The sequence below is a fragment of the Parasutterella sp. St.1A3 genome (assembly GCF_059728705.1).
On the sequence record NZ_BAAGFK010000001.1, the window covers coordinates 375,897 to 395,785 of the forward strand.

Genomic DNA, 19,889 nt, shown 5'->3' on the forward strand with positions numbered 1-19,889 from the left:
GCGAAGTTGCTTTTGTGCTACGAGCCGAGTGCAGATGAGCTAGAAGCGTTTTAAGAGACTATGGGCTCGATTAAGAAATTAAAAGTGATAGGTGCAGCATCTTTCCTGAACAGGCAATCAGCGGTCGACAGGCCTAAATTCTTAGGCTTGTTCTTTAGAATAAAGAGAGTAACTACTATCGTTAACAAAATGCTCACTGTTGGAGCGCCTTTGTTGTTAGACTCATCCTCCTTCGCATAGACAGATTTAGAAATGGCAAAGATTGTTTTTGATATTGAAGACGAGCTGAAAAAGCGTTTGCTTGACTCTCTTGACGAGCTGCAGATAGACCGCAAAAGCTGGCTCGAGCAGTGTATATGCGCCTTTCTGCTGCGAGACGCCGTTGAAAAAATCAAAAAGGAAGAAGAAGTAGCCGAAGCGGAAGCTCAGCTTGGCAGCCAGGCAATGCCTCTTCCTATCGGCGGGTTTTCTCTTTCAGAGGACGTTCCGCCCGAGGTCCTCCAGCAGGTCATTACTGAAAGCCTAAAAGAAGGCTTCAAAAAGCTCGGTATTGAGATCGAGTGCAAAGGGCTGGAAGAAATCTCGGACGTAATTGATACGCCGCACAGAATGAATTAATTATTTTCTTCAGCTCTTTTCTCTGCAGAACACCGTCGCAAAAATCAATGAACCCGGCGGTGTTTTTCTTTGGAAGAAGTTTTAAAAATAATTCTGGAATGTGATTTTCGCGCAGGAAGTTTTGTACGAGGTTGTAAAAACTAACCCTGAAGCTGCTTACAGCTCCTCCCCTTATCTTCAGAAGGTCGGTAGAGCTTTTGATAGCTTTACGGATTCACTAAATTCAGAGACAAAAGAAGCCTGCTGGGGCAAAAATTCGAAGGAGATTTACCTCAGCGGGCCGTATTCAGAGAATAAGAGTTTTTAACTTACTCTACATTGTGAGCTTCAAGGAACAATGACTGAGAAAGAGCATTGAAGAAGTTTTGATATGCCTTTGGAGTATCGATCGGATTAACACCCACTTGTCCGCTGGCTCTCACTATAATCTGCTTTTTCTCCTTGTTATCCCTTACGGATACAGTCAGCTTACTGATAGGCACAACGTAGTTTGTTCCGCTCACAGTTCCTAATGTTGTGTCGGCTTTATCAATGATGAAGCCTAAGTCTTGCATTGTAGAAACTACTGAACGCAGGACAAAAGCTTTATCCGTTGTGTCGAAGGCTCTGCTTTGGAAACTTCTAAGTTCAACTTGAGATTTTGTAGTTCCTAAAACTGCTTGATTAGTAGTAGTACATCCTGTCAAGAGCGAAGAAGCGACGGCAATGGCGATGAGAATTTTTTTCATTTTTTATCCTAAATATCATTTGCAGTGAGGAAGGCGGACTCCGAGAGCTTATTAAAGAACTCTTGGTAAATCTCCGGCTCCTGAATCACTTCTATCTTTGCGCCTCCCATGTCGTTAAATATGACACGAGCAAACTTGGCTCTCACAAGATAGCCATCTTCAGTTTTACTTTTGGATGAAACAACCGTGGCGTGAATTGTTTGTACAGTATCCATAGGCATCCGAGCACCCGTTAAGGCGGCTAGAAGAATGGCCCCTGCAATTTGGCCCCCATTTTTGGCGTCTCTTTCTTTGGATGCCGTTAACAAGCCCATCTTAGTTTCACTCTCGGTTAAGGTGAATCCAAGATCCTGCAAGACCTGAGCGGATGAAGAAAGGATTAGTTCCTCGTCCTTGGTCTCAAATCGCCTTGTTTGCTGCTGACGTTCCTGCAGATAATTTTCGTTCAGAACATAAAGATGATCTGTATGGACCGTGCAGCCCGTAAGAAGCACAGAGCTTGCGCAAAGTGATAATAGTGTTTTTTTCATGACGGCCTCAGAAAGAAGAAGTTCTATATGCAAAGTCTCTTACTCTGCCGTCAGAATTAAATTTAACGATGATGGTGAGAGTTCTTTGGTTTTGAGACAGAGATCCAGCAGAGCCGCCTGCACCGAATAAGAGCAACCAGACACCACCGTTGCTCTTTGAATATTGGACATTTGTAGAAACTTTGTCGTAAACCCAGGTTTCCCTGCGCTGTGAGTCTGTTGTTACCATATTAGGTGAACCCAGGGCTTCGACAACTTGTTCGGATGTCATGCCGATTTTAATTTCACGCTGAGCTTTAGCTACGGTAAGTTGTTCGGCTTGTTGAGAAGGCAGTTGGGGTACGGCGCAACCGCTAACACCCCCCTCTCTATAGCTAGAGCTGTAATTACCAGTAATTTCTTTGAGTCCATATAACCTCCATTGAACATTATTACATTTTGATACTATGTAAAAGAGTTTTGAATTCGTATAAACGCTTAAAACAAATTAAGGGGTGTAGATGTGGCGGTGCTAGAGTTAAAGAAGAACGTGAAAGATCGAAGAACAAAATAGGTTATGAATAATGTACTGACTCTTATCGAGAATTCTGTTTGCATGGCGGTCTTCGTCGATTACGCGTCGGCCTAATTAGAAAGGGATTTCAGTATTTTTTTATTTTTCGAATTCTTCAGCTACTTAGCCCTAAATATAATTAACCCATTTATTTATGAATCAAAAAGTTATAAAGTAAATGATCAAATACTGATCAAAATATTTCGGATAAAATCCCGATTCCTCCCTTTGTAAAGTACACCTAACGTCGTAGGTAGTATTGCTTAACTAATAAATTAATTACTGATAAATCAACTGGATATATTCATTGCGACGCGATAACCACTTGCTTATAGAACTATTTTTCGTATGAGAGGGGAATCCTAAAATGATTTCACTATCTTTTGATAGGTCTTAAACAAGGAGAAATTAATGGAGAATACTTCTCGCCGCTCTTTCATCAAAGGTTCGATGGCCGGCGCTGTCGCCGTCGCATCCGGTTCTTTCGCATCCGCTGCCGTCGCTCAGCAGCCAAAGACATGGGATGAAACAGTTGATGTGATCGTGATCGGATCCGGTTTTGCCGGACTAGCTGCCGCTATCGAGGCTAAGAAAGCCGGGGCCAACGTTGTCGTTTTAGAAAAAATGCCTACGGCCGGCGGTAACTCAATCATTAACGGCGGCATCCTGACTGCGACAGGCTGCCCGCAGCAGAAAATGCACAAAATCCAGGACTCTAAAGAACTTCTGGAAAAAGATATTCTCGTCGCCGGCAACTATATGAACGATCCGAAGAAAGTTCGTCAGATGGTTGATCGTGTGTTATCCAACTATGAGTGGACAGTTAATGAACTCGGAGTCGAGTATCTGCCGGACGCGATTGGCCAGGAGGGCGGCCATTCCGTTCCGCGCTATGTGACGACTAAGATCGGCTCCGGCGCCGGTATCGTCAATAAAGAACTCGAAAAGTGCAAAGAACTTGGTATCCCCGTCCGCACAAGAACTTATGTGGACCGCATCATTCGTACGCCTGAGGGGGTTCAGGGCGTCGAAGTGTTCGAGGGCTACCGCTTCCCGAAAGCGGGCAGCGGAAAACCGAAGTCAATTAAGGCCAATAAGGGCGTTGTCCTTTGCTACGGCGGCTTCTCCGCGGACGTTCCCTACAGAACAATCCAGGATCCGAAACTGAACGCGACACTCGATACAACAAATCAGCCGGGTGCTACGTCAGAGCTTTGGAGAGAAACCTCCAATATCGGATGTATGCAGGCTCAAAACGATTGGATCCAGTGCGGACCGTGGGGCAATCCTCACGAGAAGGGCATGGGAATCGGCTGGCAGTTTAACCAGACTGCCGCTGCCGAGTACGGTCTTTGGACCAACAGCGCCGGCAAGCGCTTTGTTAATGAACTGGCTAACCGTAAAGTTCGCGCAGACGCGATTATGGTTGAACAGGCAAACGGCCGTAAATGCTTCGCTATTGCCGACGCGAACGGCATCAAACCGTTTGTAGCCCAGCGACCCGGCATGCTCGATAAGCAGATCGAGCGCAAACTCGTCATGAAGTACGACACGATTGATGACATGGCGAAGGCTCAGGGCATTGATCCTGAACAGCTGAAGAAGACCATTGCTGAGTTCAACGGCTACGTGAAGTCCAAGAACGATCCGGTTCTGGGCCGCTACATCAATAATGAACAGCTTCCGGTTGAAACTGCGCCTTTCTACATTGGCGAACTTCAGCCTAAGGTTCATCACTCTATGGGCGGTCTTATCACTGACGATCAGTGCCGAGTCCTGGATGTTAAAACCGACAAGCCCATCAAAGGTTTGTACGCGGCGGGCGAAGCGACCGGACATGTCCACGGCGCGGTTCGTCTCGGCTCTGTGGCCATTCTCGACTGCCTCGTATTCGGTCGTATGGCCGGTGAAAACTGCGCTAAATCATAAGAAGTCATCACTCTTAACGAATTAAGTCGCAGAATCGGCCGCGGGATTGCCCTGCGGCCGATTGTCTAAGGAGATACTATGAAAAAAATAATGCTGCTAAGCTGCTTCTTGGCTGTGTGTTTCACCGGTTTCGCTCAGGCAGCCGAGCAAGGAAAGTTCGGTGCGGACCGCCATGTCGCCAAGGGCGTCCCCTGCGCGGCATGCCACGGAGAGAAAAATGAAATCTCCGCGCCGGACATTAACCAGTGCACTAAGTGCCACAATCCGGATGAGCTCGTAGAGAAAACGAAGAACGTGAAACCTCAGAATCCGCATACGTCGCCCCATTACTCAAACCAGCTCGAATGCACACTGTGCCACGTGCAGCACGCGGAACCTGAAAATTATTGTGCCCAGTGCCATAATTTTGATTTCAAGGTTAAATAAGCGAAATTATCCCCGCTTAGGATAATGAAACATGACGCTGAGCCATCCCACCCGCAGAGAGTTTTTTACCTATGTCGGAGCAGTTTCAGCCGCTCCGGTGTTTCGTGCGCAGGCAAAAGATGCTCACCGGTGGGACGCGTCCTTTGACGTGGTTATTGTCGGCTCGGGCGCTGCCGGCCTCTCCGCGGCACTTTCTGCTCATGAGGCTGGATGCCGCAGCATTCTCATTCTGGAAAAAATGTCTTTTGCGGGAGGCGCCTCCAGAATCTCCTGCGGCTACTTCAACGCGGTGGATCCGCAGCGGCAGCGGGCAATGCATATCGAAGACTCGCTGGAGCTTTTTGAAGCTCAGACCATTAAAAGCTCGCACGGAAAGGGCAGCAAGGAGCTGATTCACATACTGTGCTCTCAGGCGCTTGACTGTCTGCACTGGCTGGAAGGTTACGGAGTTCGCTATGCGGATAATTGCTCGCAAATCTACGGCGGCATGTTCCCGCGGGGACATATTCCGTTGGTTCAAGACCCGAATGAAAGCTATATAGATATTCTGGTCGAGCGATGCCTCGAGCGCGGCATCGAAATTCAATACTCTCAGTCCGCGGACGAAATCATTGCGGAAAACAATTGTGTGCTTGGCGTTAAGACCTCGAACATATCCGGTCCGAGCGGCAAGAAAGCTAAAACTCGATTTATCCGCGCACGCAAAGCCCTCATTCTCGCTTCCGGCGGATTTGCCGCAAATGCTGCGCTGTGCGAGGCGCACGACGTCAGACTGCGCGGACTTGAAACGACCAATCCTCCAAGTTCCACCGGAGAGGTCATGCTGGAAGCCATCGCGATCGGAGCCTATGCCGCAGGCTGCGATTACATCGAATGTATGCCGTCTCCCGTACGCTTCTCTCGTTTTGCGGTTTTTACCGAAAGAATGCTTTTTGTGGACGCAAAAGGCAGACGCTTTGTGAGAGAAGATGAGTTCAGAGACGTTATTCGCGATAAAGTCCTTTCGCTTCCCGATAAGCGCGCTTATGTGATTGTCGATAACGACGGCTATATGCAGTGTCCGCTCGCATTTCGCGAGAACGCCGAAGAAGAGCTTAAAAAGCAGAGGGTCTTCAGAGGCAGCACGATCGCGGAATTGGCAGAAAAACTCAGAATCCCGGCCGCTGTTTTTGTGAAGACCATTAAGGATTACAACGAATCGGTTTCGAGCGGAAACGACCGGCAGTTCGGACGCGGCAGAGAGAGTATGCGCTACGCCATTACACAGGAGCCGTTCTGGGCGGCTTCGTGCGATATGGCAATTCATCACACAATGGGCGGCCTGCTGATTGATCGGTATTGCCGTGTGATGAATTGGGAAGGAGCTCCGATTAAAGGTCTTTTTGCCTGCGGAGAAGTCGTCGGCGGAATCCACGGAGCAAATCGAATTGGAGGCAACGCGATTACGGAAGCGCATGTTTTTGGAAGAATCGCCGGAAGAAGTGCGGTGAGCGGAGTATCGGGTGATGTCTGAGTATGCTTATTACGATATAGCGGTAGTAGGCGCAGGTCTTGCAGGCGTTTGTGCGGCGATCTCTGCTGCAGCCTTCCCAAAAACACGCGTTCTGCTTCTGGAATCCGCCTCAAAACCGCTTCCTTACACAAAGACACAACCCTTCTATGACGGGGCGATTAACGCGGTTGATCCGGCAGCTCAGGGCCGACAGGGTATATTCGATTCCCCTGAACTGTTTATGCAGCAGACACTGGAAAGGTCAGGTTATCGCGCCTCGCCAGAACTTGTTCGTGAACTCTGTTACCGTTCTTACGATGCGAAGATTTGGCTTCGCAATCTTGGCGCGGAATTTATGCCCAAGACAGTACAGCTCCCGGGATCGGGATTTCCGCGCGGGGCTTACTTTAGAGATTTATCTCAATTCAGAGAGTGTTTATTAAAAGCGCTTTTAGCGGGCGGCGTCGACAGCGTATGTTCCGCTTCTGTCAAACAATTGGAGCGGAAAGACGAAGTCTGGAAGTTAACGTACGCTGAGAATTCGGGTGCAATAAGAGAAGTTCGCGCATTGTCCGTGATTGCATGCTGCGGCGGTTTTGTTTCCGATGATCGGATCTGCTCCTTTCATGATCCGAGAAATAAAGGACTGCGGAGTATTGATCCGACGCACGGCCGCAGCGCGGATTTTCTGAAAGCGCTTGTCAGAAACGGAGCGGGCTGCGTAGGAATGGATTTTCTGGATTATCTGACGGTGCTCAATGACTCCGTGCCGACACAGCTTCGTCTTCCGACGCAGGCATCCGTCCTTGTGAGCAGGGACGGCCGACTCCTGGCTGCCGGTCTTGACTCCGTTGAGCGAACTGAGGCGCTGCTGTCATCTCCTGATCATACGGCCTACGCGCTTTTTCCCTCAAGTATGACGGAGAATCTTCCGAAAGCTCAGGCACAGGCGATCTGGCGAGTGTTTTCTATCGGTGAAGCGGTCTGCGTGCACAGAGGCGAAAGCGTCCAGGAGGGAAGTTTCAGTTTTGTGTCCGAGCAGTTCTGGCGGACACTGACTGCGGACCTTAGTGCATATGCCGATCGAGCAACGCGCATGAACGAGCGGCAAACGCCCGCTTTACCCCAATGGATCGGCAGCGAGAAGCTGATGCTTGTCAAAGTGACGTTGGTGAAGCAGAGGACTCTTGGCGGCGTGCGTATAGATCCGCATGCGCAGATTCTGAACGCGCTGGGTTCGCCCATTATGGGGCTTTTCGCGGCCGGAGAAGCAGTCGGGGGAGTCCACGGCAAATCCTGCCTGCCGGGCAACTCGGAGCTTGCGGCGGTTGTTTTTGGAAGGACTGCGGCAGAGAGCGCTTCTCACTACCTCTTATCGCTCAAGAAGCTTAAAGATTTCTAGCGGAGTCTTGACCTCGAGCTTTCGGTAAATTGAGGTGCGATGCACTTTGACCGTTGTCTCTGCGATTCCAAGGTTGACTGCGATTTGCTTATTGCTGAGCCCTTCAGCGACGAGGCGCGCGACGTCGAGCTCTCGTACGGTTAAGAGGCTGACGAGTTCATGCGCTTTTTTGGAGTGCTCAATACTGGAGCGGCGTTTCCAATCGTTGCTGACAGCGGTTTCCACGCTTTCTAAGAGTCGTTCGTCATTAATCGGTTTCGTCAGAAAATCCAAAGCGCCTCTGCGCAGCGCCATGACGGCTGTCCCGACCTCGGCGAACGCTGTAATAAAAATGATCGGCAGCGCGTATTCTGCCTCGATCAGCCGATTCTGGAGCATTAAACCTGAGGTCCCCGGCATACGGATGTCTAGAATGAGGCAGCCGGGAATCATGGCATTGTCTTTTTCAAGAAATTCGTCTGCGTTCGCATAAACTTGCGTTTTCCAGCCTTCTGCCTCGAGAAGGAATTTCAGTGAATTTCTCACATCCTCATCGTCGTCCACGATTCTGACAACTGACATTGGATTTGCGCTCATAGTTTTTTATTCCTTCTCATTAGGATTGTTCTGACTTAACGGCCAAGTCACGATGACGCGAACACCGCACGGAGAATTTCTAAGGAATTGGATTTTTCCGCGTGCCGATTCGACGATTCTCTGAACAATGACAAGGCCGAGTCCAAGACCGTTGGCTTTTCTTGACTGAAGCGGTACACCGATAGAGGCGAGTTCTTCGTCCGTTAGAAGAGGTCCGTTGTCGCTGATTTCGATTAACGCGTTAGAGCCGCTTGAGCGGACGATCAGCTTCACCTGCGGTTCTGAGTTTTCCTCTCCCGCTTCCATCGCGTTTTTTAAAAGGTTGTTTAAAAGCAGTTCAGCTTCTAAAGGATTGCCGACAATACGTACGTTCGGCTCAATTTCGTGCTGCACATCAAGATTAAAAAGAATTTTGAAGTTTTGTACAGCCAGCAGGCTGAGCAGCGACAAGTCCAAGACGGTCCTCGTTTTCTCTTTATCCTTAGTGTAGGAGCGAACATGGTCGATGATTTTTGCAGCCTTGTCGCACTGATCATCAATTTTGTCGATGACGGAGCTCATTGTCGGTCTGTCAGGAACGATGTCCTTTGCGAGCATTCGAGTGATTGCACGGGCATAGTTATGAATCACTGCAAGCGGCTGCTTAAGCTCGTGGGCGAGCATTGAAGAAATCTCGCCGACCATGCCGATACGTTCCATATAGGCCAAACGTTTGATGTACGCGTTGACTTCTTCTTTCATGGCTTCTCTTTCTTTTAGGGCGAGCGTCAGCTGCGCGGTTCTTCGCTTAACCAGAACCTCTGTTCTGAGCGAATGGATAATTAGCGCAAGGACAGCCAGCAGGGCGAAACAGAGGTACATCCAGTATTCTTTAAGCAGTGTCAGCAGAGACTGGTCGGGACGCTTTAAGTAGTCCGCGTCACGAATCACGGACAAAAGCTCATGAACGAATTCGAACGTTGTCGGAAGGCTCCATTCGTAGCCGTCTGCGGTAGGCATTCCAAGCAGCGAAGCCGTTAACCGGGCGGCGGTTTCTGAATCTGCGGACGGGAAGGCCGCGAAAGTGAGACCCGGATACAAAGAAGAGGAACTTGCCAAATTTGGACTGGAAGAGGTTTCTCCTACGACTTTTAGAAGTTTTGCGGCAGATGCATCCGAACTCTTGAGCTTTTCGAGTGCGCCCGCAGGCAGCAGCAGAGCGGAGATTTGACCGCTTAGAAGAAGATCAAGCAGCTGTGTTTCTGACTGAGAGAAGAGCTCGATAGAGATATTTTTGCCTCTGTCGGCGTCTGAATCGAGCTGCAGGAGTTCTCTTTTAAACGCCTTAACAAAAAATGCCCGGCTTTCGTCTTTTGAGACAGCGACGCGGGTGAGATCAGAAAGCTCTCTGATGTTTTTGTTGTCTGCGCTAATGAGCACGGCTGCACCGGAGACTTTTTTGCTTTCATCGGAAATCAGGCGCTGGCTGCACAGTGCATGTGCGCCGAAATGGATTTCCATTGCCGCGTAAGCGTCAGGTCCGAGCAGAGCGAAGTCGATTTTGCGCTCCTGCGCAAGCTTTGTTATTTGATCCAGCGGGAGTTTTTTGAAGACGATGCTTCGATCGTAGTTGCTGTCCGAAAGAAAACGTATTGTCTCTTTGGCAAATGAGCGTTCCAATGCTGTTTGGCTGCTGTTCTGCACAGCCACAACAATGGCGGCTTCATCGGCGGCCGCGGCAGCCTGCAGCACAAAAACAGCTTGTGAAGCAATTATGAGTGGTAGGCCCAGACGCCTGATCGAAGCTAAGAGAGTCACTTGTGTCACCTGAGTTTATAGAATATTGGCTTTTCCAGGTGCGAGCAATCCCGTGTCTAAGCTTTAGGTTGTAGCTAAAAAGCGCTATTTTGATTGAGATAAAAAGCGATTCGTATTGGTACACAGGCCTTCTGTGGAAGCATTAAGTATTTTTATTCTGTCTCCGGATTTAAAAGACCGACCATTTGGTTAGAAAACGGAAAGAGCAAAAACTCTGACTTTTCCGGTTTAGTGAATTCTTCGGTTGGTGAGGAAACCATACGGCAGCGCTTGATAGGCTTCGAGCTATTAGGAAGGGGCTCGGATCAAGTTGTCATCGTCTTTGTATTGGCTAGAGGATGCACAAACGATTATGAAGAATACGGGTATCGCTGCAGCGATTATCTTATCTAAGGATGCGTAAAGGCCTATATCGCCATGGGCTAATGTGAAAATTAAGAGACAGGCGTCTGCTTCAGCTGAACTTGGATTTTTTTCTGCTCGAAGAAGTGTCGTGACTCGAGAGCTTCTTCTGATGAGCAGCAGGGATACCATCCGAGATACCATCTAGGATAGCAAAAGTTTTTGGCTTGTCTCGTATAGCCTTGGATAGCTACAGCGGCTAACGCCCCGTATTTATTGAAGATAAAGAAAAACCCCGTAAAGCTGAGGGGTCTCTCAGAATTCGTTTTGGTGCCCAGGGCGGGCTATAATAATATTTATTAATCAATAAGTTGTGTATATGTAAATTTTAGTAACTTACCACGTAACCTACTTATTCTTCGACAGGTAACGATAATAAGTAGCGGGTTTAATTCCGGTCTGTTTAATTGCTTCCGTGGTTTTCATACCGCCGTTTACAAGTCCGGTTAAATAACTTAATCTCAATCGGTTTCCGCCCCTTGTATACACCGCTTTTTTTCGCCTGTTCAATGCCCTCCCGCTGACGTTCTTTGATAAGGTTGCGTTCAAACTCTGCGAAAGCTCCGAGCATTTGAAACATGAGCTTGTTTAGTGCAGGTTGCTGACTGTTTCTTCCGAAGCTTAAACCTTCTTTAACAAAGTAAATCTCAACTCCCTTGGTGGTGAGAAGGTCAACGGTCTTTTGAAGATCGACAAGATTACGAGCTAAGCGGTCTAAAGAATGGATGTAAAGCGTATCTCCTTCTCGAAGGTGCTCGATCATTCTTTCGAGCTCTGGACGGTGTGTATCCTTCCCGCTGGCCTTGTCTTCGAATATTTTCTCAAAGTGAATATCTAAATCTGCTAATTGACGGTCAGTAGCTTGGTCGACGGTAGAAACTCGTTTGTATGCGAAGGCTGGCATGATTTAACTCTCAATAGGGCTTATAAGTTAGTAAATGTCTCCGATGGCCATCTTCAAGATGATTGAAAAACGGGCAAAGGCCGCTGGAATTGAGAAATTCACTCCCCACGACCTTCGCAGAACGTTTGCGACAAGAATGCTGGATGTCGGAGCGGACATTTCCATTGTGAAAGAGGCAATGGGACATTCGTCGATCAATACTTCTCAGCGCTACGACCGACGGGGCTTCGATAAAGTCCGTGACTACATCCGGGCTATCGCCATCTGAGAAACGATTTGCAGACTTCTTTCGTTGTGATTGACACTTATTTTTTTAATGATTGTACTATAATAGCTGTAATTTGTACTACATATTAACGGTTTTGTTATGTCTTACTCAACGATTAGCGCTCGCATGGATCCAGACGTTAAAACGGCATTCTCGCGAATTTGTGAAGAACTTGGACTTTCTCCTTCGGCAGCTATTAATGCTTTTGCAAAAGCGATGATTAGAAGAAACGGATTTCCTTTTGCCTTAGAGCTTGAAAAACCTTCACAGGAAACCATGAAAGCAATTGATGAAGCCATTGAAGAGAAGGATCTCGTTGGCCCGTTTTCTACAACTGACGAGCTAATGGATTCCTTAAATGCTTAAAGTCAAATACCGTTCGCAGTTCAAAAAGGATTACAAAAGAGCGTTGAAAAGGGGGCTTGATCCCGAAGCGCTGCGGATAGTTATCGACAAACTTATTAATAACGAAATTTTGGACGCTAAGTATCGAGATCATCAGCTTGTAGATTCTCGAAAATACAAAAACGTTCGAGAATGTCATATCCAACCTGACTGGTTGTTGATCTATTACTCAGATCAAGTAAATTTAATTCTTACTCTTGTGCGCACTGGATCGCACAGTGACCTGTTCTAGTCCCCAGAGCATCGAGGACACTCAAACAACGAAATTATTTGAAGGGTGCGTACTGATTTCTCCTCGCCCGATTAGGGCGGGGAGAAGTCACCCTGTGGGGAGTCTGAGAAAAATGCTCAGGCTCAAGTGAATCCGGGTCGGTCCAAAAGACCGCCGTCGAATCAGCAGCAGGAATCCACCGAAGTGATCGGCAGCGCAAGCTGCTGACGCAGTGGAGAATCTTCGTCGTTCAGGGCGGAGAGAATGTCAAAAAAATCGGGTCCTCGTCATTCTCTTCTGACTTGTTCAACCGCTCGACAATCGTTGCGGCGGTCGGGCGGTAGTACTTCTGAAGCATCTTCAAATTTCTATGACCCGTCTGTCTCGCAAGGGTCAGCACGTCTAATCTTTGGGCGCCCGTTCTCGGGTTGGGAGACGCTGCCCACGTTGCAAACGTTGCTCTGCTGTCATGAAAACGCAAGCCCTCGGAAATTATTTTCCCGTTTGAATCCTTTACGGGGCCAAGGTCCGCTTTGTCCCGAATCATACTGAACAATGCGTCCCTTGCATAGTCGTTCAGCACGCTGAAAATCCTTTCTGAATCGGGGTTATAAGCTCTGGCTAATTGAAGCAGGCGCAGAGCCGAATCTGTCAGGGCCACGTCACGCTTCACTCTTGTTTTTGTGGCTTCTTTGGGAAGGTGGATGAGCGAGCCGTCAATCCAACTCTCTTCAATGTTGAGGGTTTCACCGGCACGCATCCCTGTTTTGCAGGCCAAAAGGAAGGTGAGCATTATCAGCTGAGTGCTGTTTTTAGGGACACTTTTCCCGTCCCAATCACAAGAAAAAAGCAACCGTTCAATGTCTTTTTTGGAAGCCGTCTGCTCGCGAGCTTCAGGCTCTTTTGGAAGAAGAACCCCTTGTGTGGGAGGCTTATCGAGCATTTCCATTCTGACGGCCCAATTGAAAATGCTGCGGAGAATGCCGAACTCACGACGAACGGAAGCGGGGTTCAGTGTGCCGCCTCTTGGAGACGGTGTTTCCAACCTTTGGTGTATTGACTTCTGAATCATGGCTGGAGTCAGGTCCGACAAAAAACATTTGCGATCGGGCGCCGCATGATCGCTTTGATGCGGAGGCATTCTTTGCCTGCTCCTTTCTTTTTGAGCGAGACCTCCATCATGTATTGCTCCAAAAGTTGAGAAAAAGTGATCTTCGAGCTGCTTGACTGCGGACTGATTTCCAACATGGCCATGAATTTTTTGGCTTCAGTTCTGGTTTTGAATGTTTTTGTAGCCTTGGTACCGTTTCTGTAAAACTGTACCTTCCATGTTCCGTTTGGGATGCGAGCAATTGAAGCCATTTTTATTCCCCTAGAACAAAATTGTTGATGTAAAGAACTTGCCCAGAGCAGAAAAAGCTCTAAAAATTTTTGTCTGATAGAACTGATTTTTTGCCGTAAAACTTTCCGAATTTTTTAGAAGAAAAGTTCTGTGAGTAGTTCTAAAAAAGTTCTATTCCTGCTCATAATACCCTGAATTCCCAAAATTCTAGGAGCTATTTTTACAAATAGTCTCATCTTCAATTTAACCAATTGATTTTATACCCCTTTTGAGCAATGCATGGATGGACTTCTTTAACTTCATAGGCGATAATTATAACCTATGAAAGAAACCAATCACCCTACAAATATGGATAGCAAAACTCAGGAACAGTGCTTCTTAGAAACAGGTTTCATACATCCCGTGTTCGTGAAGAACAATCATGGGATTCGTTATGCGATTTTCTACAAGAACCGCTGGAACAACAATAAATGTGAAAAGGTTTTCCAAAAGACTGTTGGAAGACTTTTGGAAGATGATTCAATTGAGTTGGGAAGGAGGTTTCTCGCTGAATATCCGGCTTTAAAAGACTGCAAGGCAAAACTTGTTGGAAGGAAGGTTCGATTGTTTGGCGGCGTCGCATGTCCTTTGCCGCCTTTGGTTCCAAATGCAGAGCAGAGGAAAGCTTTTCTTGATGAACTTGATCAAGATACACGTTTGTCGGCCGGTGCCTCATATGTTTTATGGGAAATTGCTAAGCAAAACCATTTACAAGCTGATTTGGAAGCGGTTTTCGGTAAAGACAGGGCTGCTTATCTTCTTTCTTTGGCTATATTTTTTGCAGCAGACCCGGGTGCAGTTGCTTCTGAGTTTGAAATTTACAGCGCCCAAACATGGCTTCCCTGTACGCCGACTACCTCTCAGCATGTTTCTGATCTCTTTGAGCAAGTCTCTAACCCGGAGATAATGTCTTTTCTGAGGAAACGGCTGCTGTACTCGCAGCTGGAGACTAAAGGAGACGTCTATTGGAGCTTTGATACGACATCAATATCGTCTTATTCCGAAACGATCCGCAAAGTCGCTTACGGCTATAGCAAAGAAAACTCGGAATTGCCTCAATTAAATTTAGGGTTGATTGTCTCGGAATATTCCGGAGAACCTCTCTACTACAAAGTGCTGGAGGGTTCTCTGAGTGATCCATTAGCCTTAAGACAAATGCTTGCGGACGCCGCCGATTTAGGAAGCTCTCAGGTGAACTTAGTGATGGATAGAGCTTTCAGTTCTCCTACTTTGCTCGACCGGCTCTACGAACAGAATTTAGGATTTATTTGTGGCTCTAAAACTAATCTGAATTACTGCAAATCTGTTCTGAGCAGCTTCGAACCCCAGCTCCGATTCGGAGGCGTTGATACATTCTTAGAGGAATTTGGCGTCCAGGCTAAAACTTCGTCAACAACGTGGTCTTACAGAGACCCTGCAACTGGATATTTGGAAACGCGGCCTCTTTACATTCATGTCTATTTGGATCCGGCGCGAGCCGCCGCTGAAAATGAGTCTCTTCTCAGGCAAATTAAGAAAGTTCAAGACAAACTTGCAGAGAAAATCGCCCTCAAGGACTCAGATAAGGATTTAATTAAACGTTTCTTCATAAAGAGCTCTCAGGGATGGAGTTACAGTCCGAAGAAATGGGAAAACAAGGCGCACAGCCTCGGGCTGTTCGTTCTTGTCTCGAACACCGTAGGCTCAGCAAATGAAGCTCTCAGAATATATCGACAGAGAGATATCATCGAAAAAAACTTCAACAATCTCAAAGAACGGTGCTCAGGCCGTCGAATGCGCTGCCGGGAAAGAGCTCTTGAAGGAAAAGTCTTCGTTTTATTTTTAAGCCTGATCCTTCTAATGAATCTGAAGATGAGATTTACCTTAGCAAAGAGAACCGAAGCGAAGCTGGACGCATCGTCGAAGTACTTGCCGAACGATACACCGGACTTCCTGAGAATGATGGGGGCTGTTGACGTAACCAGCAGGAAATCTGACGAAGAAAACTCTTTTTACTGGGACCTAATCCCCAAGAAACTAAGAGCGACGATGGAAGCTCTGAAGATAGCCGTGCCTCCAAGATTTATCACCTAGAGGGCACGGAATTCAGGATAATACTCAAAATCCGAAGGGGTAGGGCAAGAAAAAAGCCCGTAAATACGGGCTTTGCTCATCATGCTCATTATGCTAATTTTGTTTATGGTGCCCAGGGCGAGACTCGAACTCGCACGCTTTTAAGGGCGGAGGATTTTGAATCCTCTGTGTCTACCATTTCACCACCTAGGCATCCCATGGTGCCGGCAAGAGGAGTCGAACCTCCGACCTTCGCATTACGAATGCGCTGCTCTACCAACTGAGCTATGCCGGCAACAGGAAAAACGTATTATATAGAGATTTAAAAATTAGGCAAATAGTGGTTTGTCTGGCCCTGCGGCAGATGATTCGGCGGTTTTCGTCGGATCTAACCGAGCGTTTTTAAGTTTCATATCCCGGCTCCATGTGAACAAATATGGCTCTTCCTTCAGAGCGGGCCTCGGAGAGTGGAAAAATATTCAGCGCGGCAAAAGATTGTGAACAGAGATTTTTTCACACAATCGAAAAGATCATTGTGTTATCTTTAGATTTCACATTAAAAAGAATGTATGAACCACGCTGACGTATTCTTTCAACGGTATCTTCCCGATGAGCAGGCGACCAATGAACTTGGAGCCGAGCTTGCCGCTGTTCTCTTAGAAAATAAAGATGAAATTCTCTCTTCCGGATTGAATATTCGTCTCTGCGGCGACTTGGGCGCCGGCAAAACAACTCTGACACGCGCGCTTTTGAGAGCGCTCGGTTTTGAGGGCAGAGTCAAAAGCCCGACGTTTACGCTGCTTGAGCCGTACTCCATTGACGGCTTCACGCTCAACCATTTCGATTTTTACCGCTTTGAAGACCCGGAAGAATTTGAGGATGCGGGGTTTAGAGAAAACTTCGGCCCGGGAAGAGTATGCGTCACGGAGTGGACTCAGAAAGCCGAGCCGCTCGTTCCCGGCGCAGATCTGATGATCTCGCTTTTACCCAAAGACGACGGAAGAGAAGTTCAGGTGAGCGCATTGACCGATCACGGCGTGCGGATTGTTAGAGGTCTGGAAAGATAATGAGCTGCTTTACCCGCCGCGATCTAATTTACGGCTCTCTCTGCTCGGCATTTCTTACGTATGTGCCGGCCGTGTCGGCTAAAACGCCTCAGATCATCGACGTTCGTACTTGGCCTGCGGATGAATACACCCGCGTGACGATTGAGAGCGACGCGCCCCTAAAACTGAATTACTTCATGCTCCGCGTGGCTGATCCGATCCGCCTGGTTGTGGATATGGACGGACTCAGACTCACGGACAAATTAAAAAACATCATTCAGAAGGTTAAGCCGAACGATCCGTATATTCAGAGGATACGCTGCGGTCAGTACAAACCGACGGTCGTTCGCATCACGATCGATTTCAAACAGGACGTCTCACCTCAGATTTTTAGTCTGAAGCCCGCGGGCACCTATAAATACCGCACGGTTTTTGACGTCTATCCGGTCCAGGAGAAGGATCCGATCCTTGCGATCCTCAAGAAGGAAGAAGAGGAACCCGACGCGGTCCAGAAACTCGTCGCGCAGGTCGCCGAGGGTCAGAAGCGAATGGAAGAAAACCGTGAGGAAGCCGATGCGGATCAGCTCGAGCAGATCCTTGCGGGTATTGAAAGCGGAACTCTGGTGCCGGTAAAACCGGAAGTGCAGCCCTCAGCGGGTAAAACACCCAAGCCGTCTTCTCAGAGTAAACCGCCCGTTATCGCCTCGACAAAGAAAAAGCCTCAGAAAACGGAAACAAAAACAACTTCCAAGAGACGCACCCGAGCGCTGGTCATCATGATTGATCCGGGCCACGGCGGAGAAGACCCCGGTGCGATCGGTAAACGCTACCGCACTCGAGAAAAGGATGTCGTTCTTTCCGTCGCCAAAATTCTCAGAGCGGAACTCAATCGCCTTGAAGGCTTCAGAGCGCTTCTGACGCGCGACGGAGATTATTTCGTTCCCCTTCAGCGAAGAGTGCAGAAAGCTCGTGCGGCCAAGGCGGACTTTTTTGTTTCGATCCATGCGGACGCATGGGTTAAGCCGGCAGCCAAAGGATCCTCTCTTTTTGTGCTGAACACTAAAGGACGCGTCTCGAGCTCAAACAAGTGGCTTGCCCGCAACCAGAACAACGCCGACTTAATCGGCGGCGCGAACATTAGTACAAAAGACAAACAGATCGCCCGAATCCTGATGGATATGTCGTTTACGGCTCAGGTGAGCGACAGTACGATTTACGGTGCCTATATTCTTAATGAACTGAGCCGCATTAATCAGCTGCATAAGTCTAAAGTCGAGCAGGCGAACTTCGCCGTTCTGAAGGCGCCGGATATTCCTTCCGTGCTGGTGGAAACAGCCTTCCTCTCTAATCCGGAAGAAGAGCGCAAGCTTCGGACTCAGACCTTCCAGCGCAAATTAGCCTGCGCGATCGGCAACGGCATCCTTAAGGGTTTCGGCCGCAAGGCGGTTTTAGCATAGGCGTTTCACGAAACAAACGCTTCGCGGAAGTTGTCTGAATAGCTTTTGACGGCGTCTTGCCGTGCGGTGTAAAGTTTGGAATCGGGCTGAACGGCTGCGGGCGGAAGATTAAAGATTAAGAAAAAGTATTGCAAAATTTATCGCAATATTTGTTCTTAATAATCAAGTGATAGAATCCTTAGTCCAATTATTTAATATGACGCTCCGACTATAGAGCGTTTACAAAGGACTGTTTAGATAAATGTCACTGAATGACCCCCATTGGGGCCGTAAAGGCTCGGAAGAAAACCCTTCCAACGACAAAGATGAGGCAAAGAATCCTCAGACTGATCGTCAGCAAGAAGTCCAACCCGGAAAAGATGAATTCAGGCAGCCTGAGCAGAAAAGACCTCAGGCTTCTGATCAGGAAGTTGATTTGGAAGAGCTCTGGAAGCAGTTCAACGACCGTATGAATTCTTTATTTGGCAATAAACAACAGAAAAATCAGCCGCGATCCAACGCTGAGGCGAACATGAATCGTCCTCAGACCGAGGATCGGCAGGACGATTATGACTTTGACGAACCTCCGCTTCGCAAGGACCACGACTTTAAGCAGCCCGCGAGCGGCGGCGGAAATACGGGCGGCGGCGGATTCCGTCCGCCTCAGTTCGAGGCCGGACGCAATTTCTCCGCAGGCTTTGTCGCGGCAGCCGCTGCGATTGCGGTGTGCGCTTGGCTTGCTTCGGGCTTTTATATCGTTCCCGAAGGCCAGAAGGGCGTGGTGACGACCTTCGGCCGCTATACCGAAAGCATGAACGCGGGTTTCCGCTGGCATCTGCCTTATCCGATCCAGGATGTTCAGCTTGTTGACGTGAGCTCCGTTCGTAAAGCTGAAATCGGTATGAGAGGTTCCTCTCAGCGCCTTAAAGAAGCGTTGATGCTGACGGATGATGAGAACATCGTGGATGTGATGTTCAACGTTCAGTACCGTATTAAGGAAGGTCCCGGCGCAGCAGAATTCCTCTTCAAGACCCGAGATCCGATGGGCGCGGTTATTCAGACAGCGGAATCGGCTATGCGCGAAGTGGTCGGCAGAAAGAAGATGGACAGCGTCTTATTTGAATCCAAACAGGAGATCGCCGAAGAAGTGAAGCGCCTCATGCAGGAAATGCTTGATCGTTATCACAGCGGTATTCAGATTCTCTCCGTGGCGATTCAGAACGCTCAGCCGCCGGAACAGGTTCAGGCTGCCTTTAACGACGCTGTTAAAGCCGGTCAGGACAGAGAGAGACAGATTAACGAGGGCGAAGCCTATGCCAACGATGTTGTGCCGAAAGCCAAGGGTATGGCAGAACGCCTGAGACAGGAAGCGGAAGCCTACAAGTCCCGTGTGGTCTCTCAGGCCGAAGGTGACTCCTCTCGCTTCGCACAGGTTTACGCTCAGTATGAAAAAGCTCCGAAGGTAACCCGTGACCGTATGTATGTAGACGCTATGCAGCAGATCTACAACAACACCTCCAAGGTCATGGTTGATTCCAAGTCCTCCGGCAATCTGCTTTATCTGCCGCTTGATCAGCTGATGAAGCGCAGCGAAAGCTCGACTCGTCTCTCTGCCGATACTGCGGCAGCCGACACCGCAGCGCAGGCCGCTGCGCCTGCAAAGAGCGCTGAGGGGCAGACTCAGGATAATTCATACACTTCCCGTCCTTTATCCCGGACGCTGAGATAAGGAT

Annotated in this window: 20 protein-coding genes and 2 tRNA genes; 12 read left to right on the forward strand and 10 right to left on the reverse strand. The window is 48.4% G+C overall.

All coding sequences use genetic code 11. From position 1 onward, the window contains the following. The first annotated feature begins 252 nt into the window (after positions 1-252). Positions 253-618, forward strand: a complete 366-nt coding sequence (locus AC6I1F_RS01740; RefSeq protein WP_160335037.1) for a hypothetical protein — start codon at positions 253-255, stop codon at positions 616-618. Between the two features lie 308 nt (positions 619-926). On the opposite strand, the gene AC6I1F_RS01745 is transcribed toward AC6I1F_RS01740, so the two are convergent. From AC6I1F_RS01745 to bamE, 3 genes are read right to left on the reverse strand one after another with little or no spacing between them, the layout of a single operon-like run. Then, entirely contained in the window at positions 927-1,346 is a 420-nt protein-coding gene (locus AC6I1F_RS01745) for a hypothetical protein (RefSeq protein ID WP_160335038.1), read from the reverse strand. Between the two features lie 8 nt (positions 1,347-1,354). Then, positions 1,355-1,876, reverse strand: a complete 522-nt coding sequence (locus AC6I1F_RS01750; protein ID WP_160335039.1) for a hypothetical protein — start codon at positions 1,874-1,876, stop codon at positions 1,355-1,357. A gap of 7 nt (positions 1,877-1,883) precedes the next feature. Beyond that, complete coding sequence (bamE, locus tag AC6I1F_RS01755; protein WP_353956811.1) at positions 1,884-2,324, reverse strand: outer membrane protein assembly factor BamE domain-containing protein; 441 nt, start codon at positions 2,322-2,324, stop codon at positions 1,884-1,886. A 516-nt stretch (positions 2,325-2,840) separates the two neighbouring features. Between bamE and AC6I1F_RS01760 the strand changes: the two genes are divergently transcribed. The 4 genes from AC6I1F_RS01760 (at position 2,841) to AC6I1F_RS01775 (ending at position 7,678) form a co-directional block, all read left to right on the forward strand. Next, the gene (locus AC6I1F_RS01760; RefSeq protein WP_289077081.1) at positions 2,841-4,358 is read left to right on the forward strand and encodes a flavocytochrome c; all 1,518 of its coding nucleotides are present in this window, start codon (positions 2,841-2,843) and stop codon (positions 4,356-4,358) included. 78 nt (positions 4,359-4,436) lie between these two features. Beyond that, positions 4,437-4,784 (forward strand): cytochrome c3 family protein, encoded by a 348-nt coding sequence (locus tag AC6I1F_RS01765; protein WP_160335042.1) that lies wholly within the window; start codon positions 4,437-4,439, stop codon positions 4,782-4,784. A 31-nt stretch (positions 4,785-4,815) separates the two neighbouring features. Beyond that, positions 4,816-6,297 (forward strand): FAD-dependent oxidoreductase, encoded by a 1,482-nt coding sequence (locus AC6I1F_RS01770; protein WP_251569391.1) that lies wholly within the window; start codon positions 4,816-4,818, stop codon positions 6,295-6,297. Beyond that, positions 6,290-7,678 carry an FAD-binding protein gene (locus AC6I1F_RS01775; protein ID WP_289171886.1) on the forward strand — a complete coding sequence of 463 codons (1,389 nt, stop codon included), beginning with the start codon at positions 6,290-6,292 and terminating at the stop codon, positions 7,676-7,678. The genes AC6I1F_RS01770 and AC6I1F_RS01775 overlap by 8 nt, the downstream gene beginning before the upstream one ends. On the opposite strand, the gene AC6I1F_RS01780 is transcribed toward AC6I1F_RS01775, so the two are convergent. From AC6I1F_RS01780 to AC6I1F_RS01790, 3 genes are all read right to left on the reverse strand, one after another. Continuing rightward, a complete protein-coding gene (locus AC6I1F_RS01780; protein WP_160335045.1) occupies positions 7,649-8,254 on the reverse strand; it encodes a response regulator transcription factor in 606 nt (201 codons plus the stop codon). The two genes, AC6I1F_RS01775 and AC6I1F_RS01780, sit on opposite strands and share 30 nt — an antisense overlap. A gap of 6 nt (positions 8,255-8,260) precedes the next feature. Then, the gene (locus tag AC6I1F_RS01785; protein ID WP_289171885.1) at positions 8,261-10,051 is read right to left on the reverse strand and encodes a sensor histidine kinase; all 1,791 of its coding nucleotides are present in this window, start codon (positions 10,049-10,051) and stop codon (positions 8,261-8,263) included. 805 nt (positions 10,052-10,856) lie between these two features. Continuing rightward, positions 10,857-11,357, reverse strand: a complete 501-nt coding sequence (locus AC6I1F_RS01790; protein ID WP_289168797.1) for a recombinase family protein — start codon at positions 11,355-11,357, stop codon at positions 10,857-10,859. 34 nt (positions 11,358-11,391) lie between these two features. Here AC6I1F_RS01790 and AC6I1F_RS01795 point away from each other — a divergent pair, with 34 nt between their 5' ends. From AC6I1F_RS01795 to AC6I1F_RS01805, 3 genes are all read left to right on the forward strand, one after another. Beyond that, positions 11,392-11,625, forward strand: a complete 234-nt coding sequence (locus AC6I1F_RS01795) for a site-specific integrase (RefSeq protein ID WP_289171883.1) — start codon at positions 11,392-11,394, stop codon at positions 11,623-11,625. A gap of 99 nt (positions 11,626-11,724) precedes the next feature. After that, positions 11,725-11,991: a type II toxin-antitoxin system RelB/DinJ family antitoxin gene (locus tag AC6I1F_RS01800; protein ID WP_255453141.1), complete on the forward strand. Its 267-nt coding sequence runs from the start codon at positions 11,725-11,727 to the stop codon at positions 11,989-11,991. Next, the gene (locus tag AC6I1F_RS01805; RefSeq protein ID WP_251569396.1) at positions 11,984-12,262 is read left to right on the forward strand and encodes a type II toxin-antitoxin system YafQ family toxin; all 279 of its coding nucleotides are present in this window, start codon (positions 11,984-11,986) and stop codon (positions 12,260-12,262) included. Before AC6I1F_RS01800 ends, AC6I1F_RS01805 begins: the two co-directional genes overlap by 8 nt. A 229-nt stretch (positions 12,263-12,491) precedes the next feature. On the opposite strand, the gene AC6I1F_RS01810 is transcribed toward AC6I1F_RS01805, so the two are convergent. Together AC6I1F_RS01810 and AC6I1F_RS01815 are read right to left on the reverse strand one after the other, a co-directional pair. Beyond that, the gene (locus AC6I1F_RS01810) at positions 12,492-13,313 is read right to left on the reverse strand and encodes a tyrosine-type recombinase/integrase (RefSeq protein WP_289171882.1); all 822 of its coding nucleotides are present in this window, start codon (positions 13,311-13,313) and stop codon (positions 12,492-12,494) included. Between the two features lie 8 nt (positions 13,314-13,321). Continuing rightward, a complete protein-coding gene (locus tag AC6I1F_RS01815) occupies positions 13,322-13,603 on the reverse strand; it encodes a hypothetical protein (RefSeq protein WP_251569398.1) in 282 nt (93 codons plus the stop codon). Between the two features lie 301 nt (positions 13,604-13,904). Here AC6I1F_RS01815 and AC6I1F_RS01820 point away from each other — a divergent pair, with 301 nt between their 5' ends. Next, positions 13,905-15,695 carry an IS1634 family transposase gene (locus AC6I1F_RS01820; protein WP_290086352.1) on the forward strand — a complete coding sequence of 597 codons (1,791 nt, stop codon included), beginning with the start codon at positions 13,905-13,907 and terminating at the stop codon, positions 15,693-15,695. Between the two features lie 106 nt (positions 15,696-15,801). On the opposite strand, the gene AC6I1F_RS01825 is transcribed toward AC6I1F_RS01820, so the two are convergent. Together AC6I1F_RS01825 and AC6I1F_RS01830 are read right to left on the reverse strand one after the other, a co-directional pair. Further along, positions 15,802-15,887: transfer RNA gene (locus AC6I1F_RS01825), tRNA-Leu, on the reverse strand. Positions 15,888-15,893: 6 nt separating this feature from the next. Continuing rightward, a tRNA-Thr gene (locus AC6I1F_RS01830) sits at positions 15,894-15,969 on the reverse strand. Positions 15,970-16,243: 274 nt separating this feature from the next. On the opposite strand from AC6I1F_RS01830, the gene tsaE reads away from it, so the two are divergent. The 3 genes from tsaE (at position 16,244) to hflK (ending at position 19,885) form a co-directional block, all read left to right on the forward strand. Next, positions 16,244-16,741 (forward strand): tRNA (adenosine(37)-N6)-threonylcarbamoyltransferase complex ATPase subunit type 1 TsaE, encoded by a 498-nt coding sequence (gene tsaE, locus AC6I1F_RS01835; RefSeq protein WP_160335051.1) that lies wholly within the window; start codon positions 16,244-16,246, stop codon positions 16,739-16,741. Next, positions 16,741-18,177, forward strand: a complete 1,437-nt coding sequence (locus AC6I1F_RS01840; RefSeq protein ID WP_289172408.1) for an N-acetylmuramoyl-L-alanine amidase — start codon at positions 16,741-16,743, stop codon at positions 18,175-18,177. The genes tsaE and AC6I1F_RS01840 overlap by 1 nt, the downstream gene beginning before the upstream one ends. A 241-nt stretch (positions 18,178-18,418) precedes the next feature. Continuing rightward, positions 18,419-19,885, forward strand: coding sequence for an FtsH protease activity modulator HflK (hflK, locus tag AC6I1F_RS01845; RefSeq protein WP_290144269.1), 1,467 nt, complete (start codon positions 18,419-18,421; stop codon positions 19,883-19,885). Positions 19,886-19,889 lie beyond the last annotated feature (4 nt).

Bases quoted from the DNA above. Each gene is read 5' to 3' on its own strand.
- AC6I1F_RS01740 (WP_160335037.1), top strand. From the start codon at position 253: ATGGCAAAGATTGTTTTTGATATTGAAGACGAGCTGAAAAAGCGTTTG.
- AC6I1F_RS01745 (WP_160335038.1), bottom strand. From the start codon at position 1,346: ATGAAAAAAATTCTCATCGCCATTGCCGTCGCTTCTTCGCTCTTGACA.
- AC6I1F_RS01750 (WP_160335039.1), bottom strand. From the start codon at position 1,876: ATGAAAAAAACACTATTATCACTTTGCGCAAGCTCTGTGCTTCTTACG.
- AC6I1F_RS01760 (WP_289077081.1), top strand. From the start codon at position 2,841: ATGGAGAATACTTCTCGCCGCTCTTTCATCAAAGGTTCGATGGCCGGC.
- AC6I1F_RS01765 (WP_160335042.1), top strand. From the start codon at position 4,437: ATGAAAAAAATAATGCTGCTAAGCTGCTTCTTGGCTGTGTGTTTCACC.
- AC6I1F_RS01770 (WP_251569391.1), top strand. From the start codon at position 4,816: ATGACGCTGAGCCATCCCACCCGCAGAGAGTTTTTTACCTATGTCGGA.
- AC6I1F_RS01775 (WP_289171886.1), top strand. From the start codon at position 6,290: ATGTCTGAGTATGCTTATTACGATATAGCGGTAGTAGGCGCAGGTCTT.
- AC6I1F_RS01780 (WP_160335045.1), bottom strand. From the start codon at position 8,254: ATGAGCGCAAATCCAATGTCAGTTGTCAGAATCGTGGACGACGATGAG.
- AC6I1F_RS01790 (WP_289168797.1), bottom strand. From the start codon at position 11,357: ATGCCAGCCTTCGCATACAAACGAGTTTCTACCGTCGACCAAGCTACT.
- AC6I1F_RS01795 (WP_289171883.1), top strand. From the start codon at position 11,392: ATGTCTCCGATGGCCATCTTCAAGATGATTGAAAAACGGGCAAAGGCC.
- AC6I1F_RS01800 (WP_255453141.1), top strand. From the start codon at position 11,725: ATGTCTTACTCAACGATTAGCGCTCGCATGGATCCAGACGTTAAAACG.
- AC6I1F_RS01805 (WP_251569396.1), top strand. From the start codon at position 11,984: ATGCTTAAAGTCAAATACCGTTCGCAGTTCAAAAAGGATTACAAAAGA.
- AC6I1F_RS01810 (WP_289171882.1), bottom strand. From the start codon at position 13,313: ATGATTCAGAAGTCAATACACCAAAGGTTGGAAACACCGTCTCCAAGA.
- AC6I1F_RS01815 (WP_251569398.1), bottom strand. From the start codon at position 13,603: ATGGCTTCAATTGCTCGCATCCCAAACGGAACATGGAAGGTACAGTTT.
- AC6I1F_RS01820 (WP_290086352.1), top strand. From the start codon at position 13,905: ATGAAAGAAACCAATCACCCTACAAATATGGATAGCAAAACTCAGGAA.
- tsaE (WP_160335051.1), top strand. From the start codon at position 16,244: ATGAACCACGCTGACGTATTCTTTCAACGGTATCTTCCCGATGAGCAG.
- AC6I1F_RS01840 (WP_289172408.1), top strand. From the start codon at position 16,741: ATGAGCTGCTTTACCCGCCGCGATCTAATTTACGGCTCTCTCTGCTCG.
- hflK (WP_290144269.1), top strand. From the start codon at position 18,419: ATGTCACTGAATGACCCCCATTGGGGCCGTAAAGGCTCGGAAGAAAAC.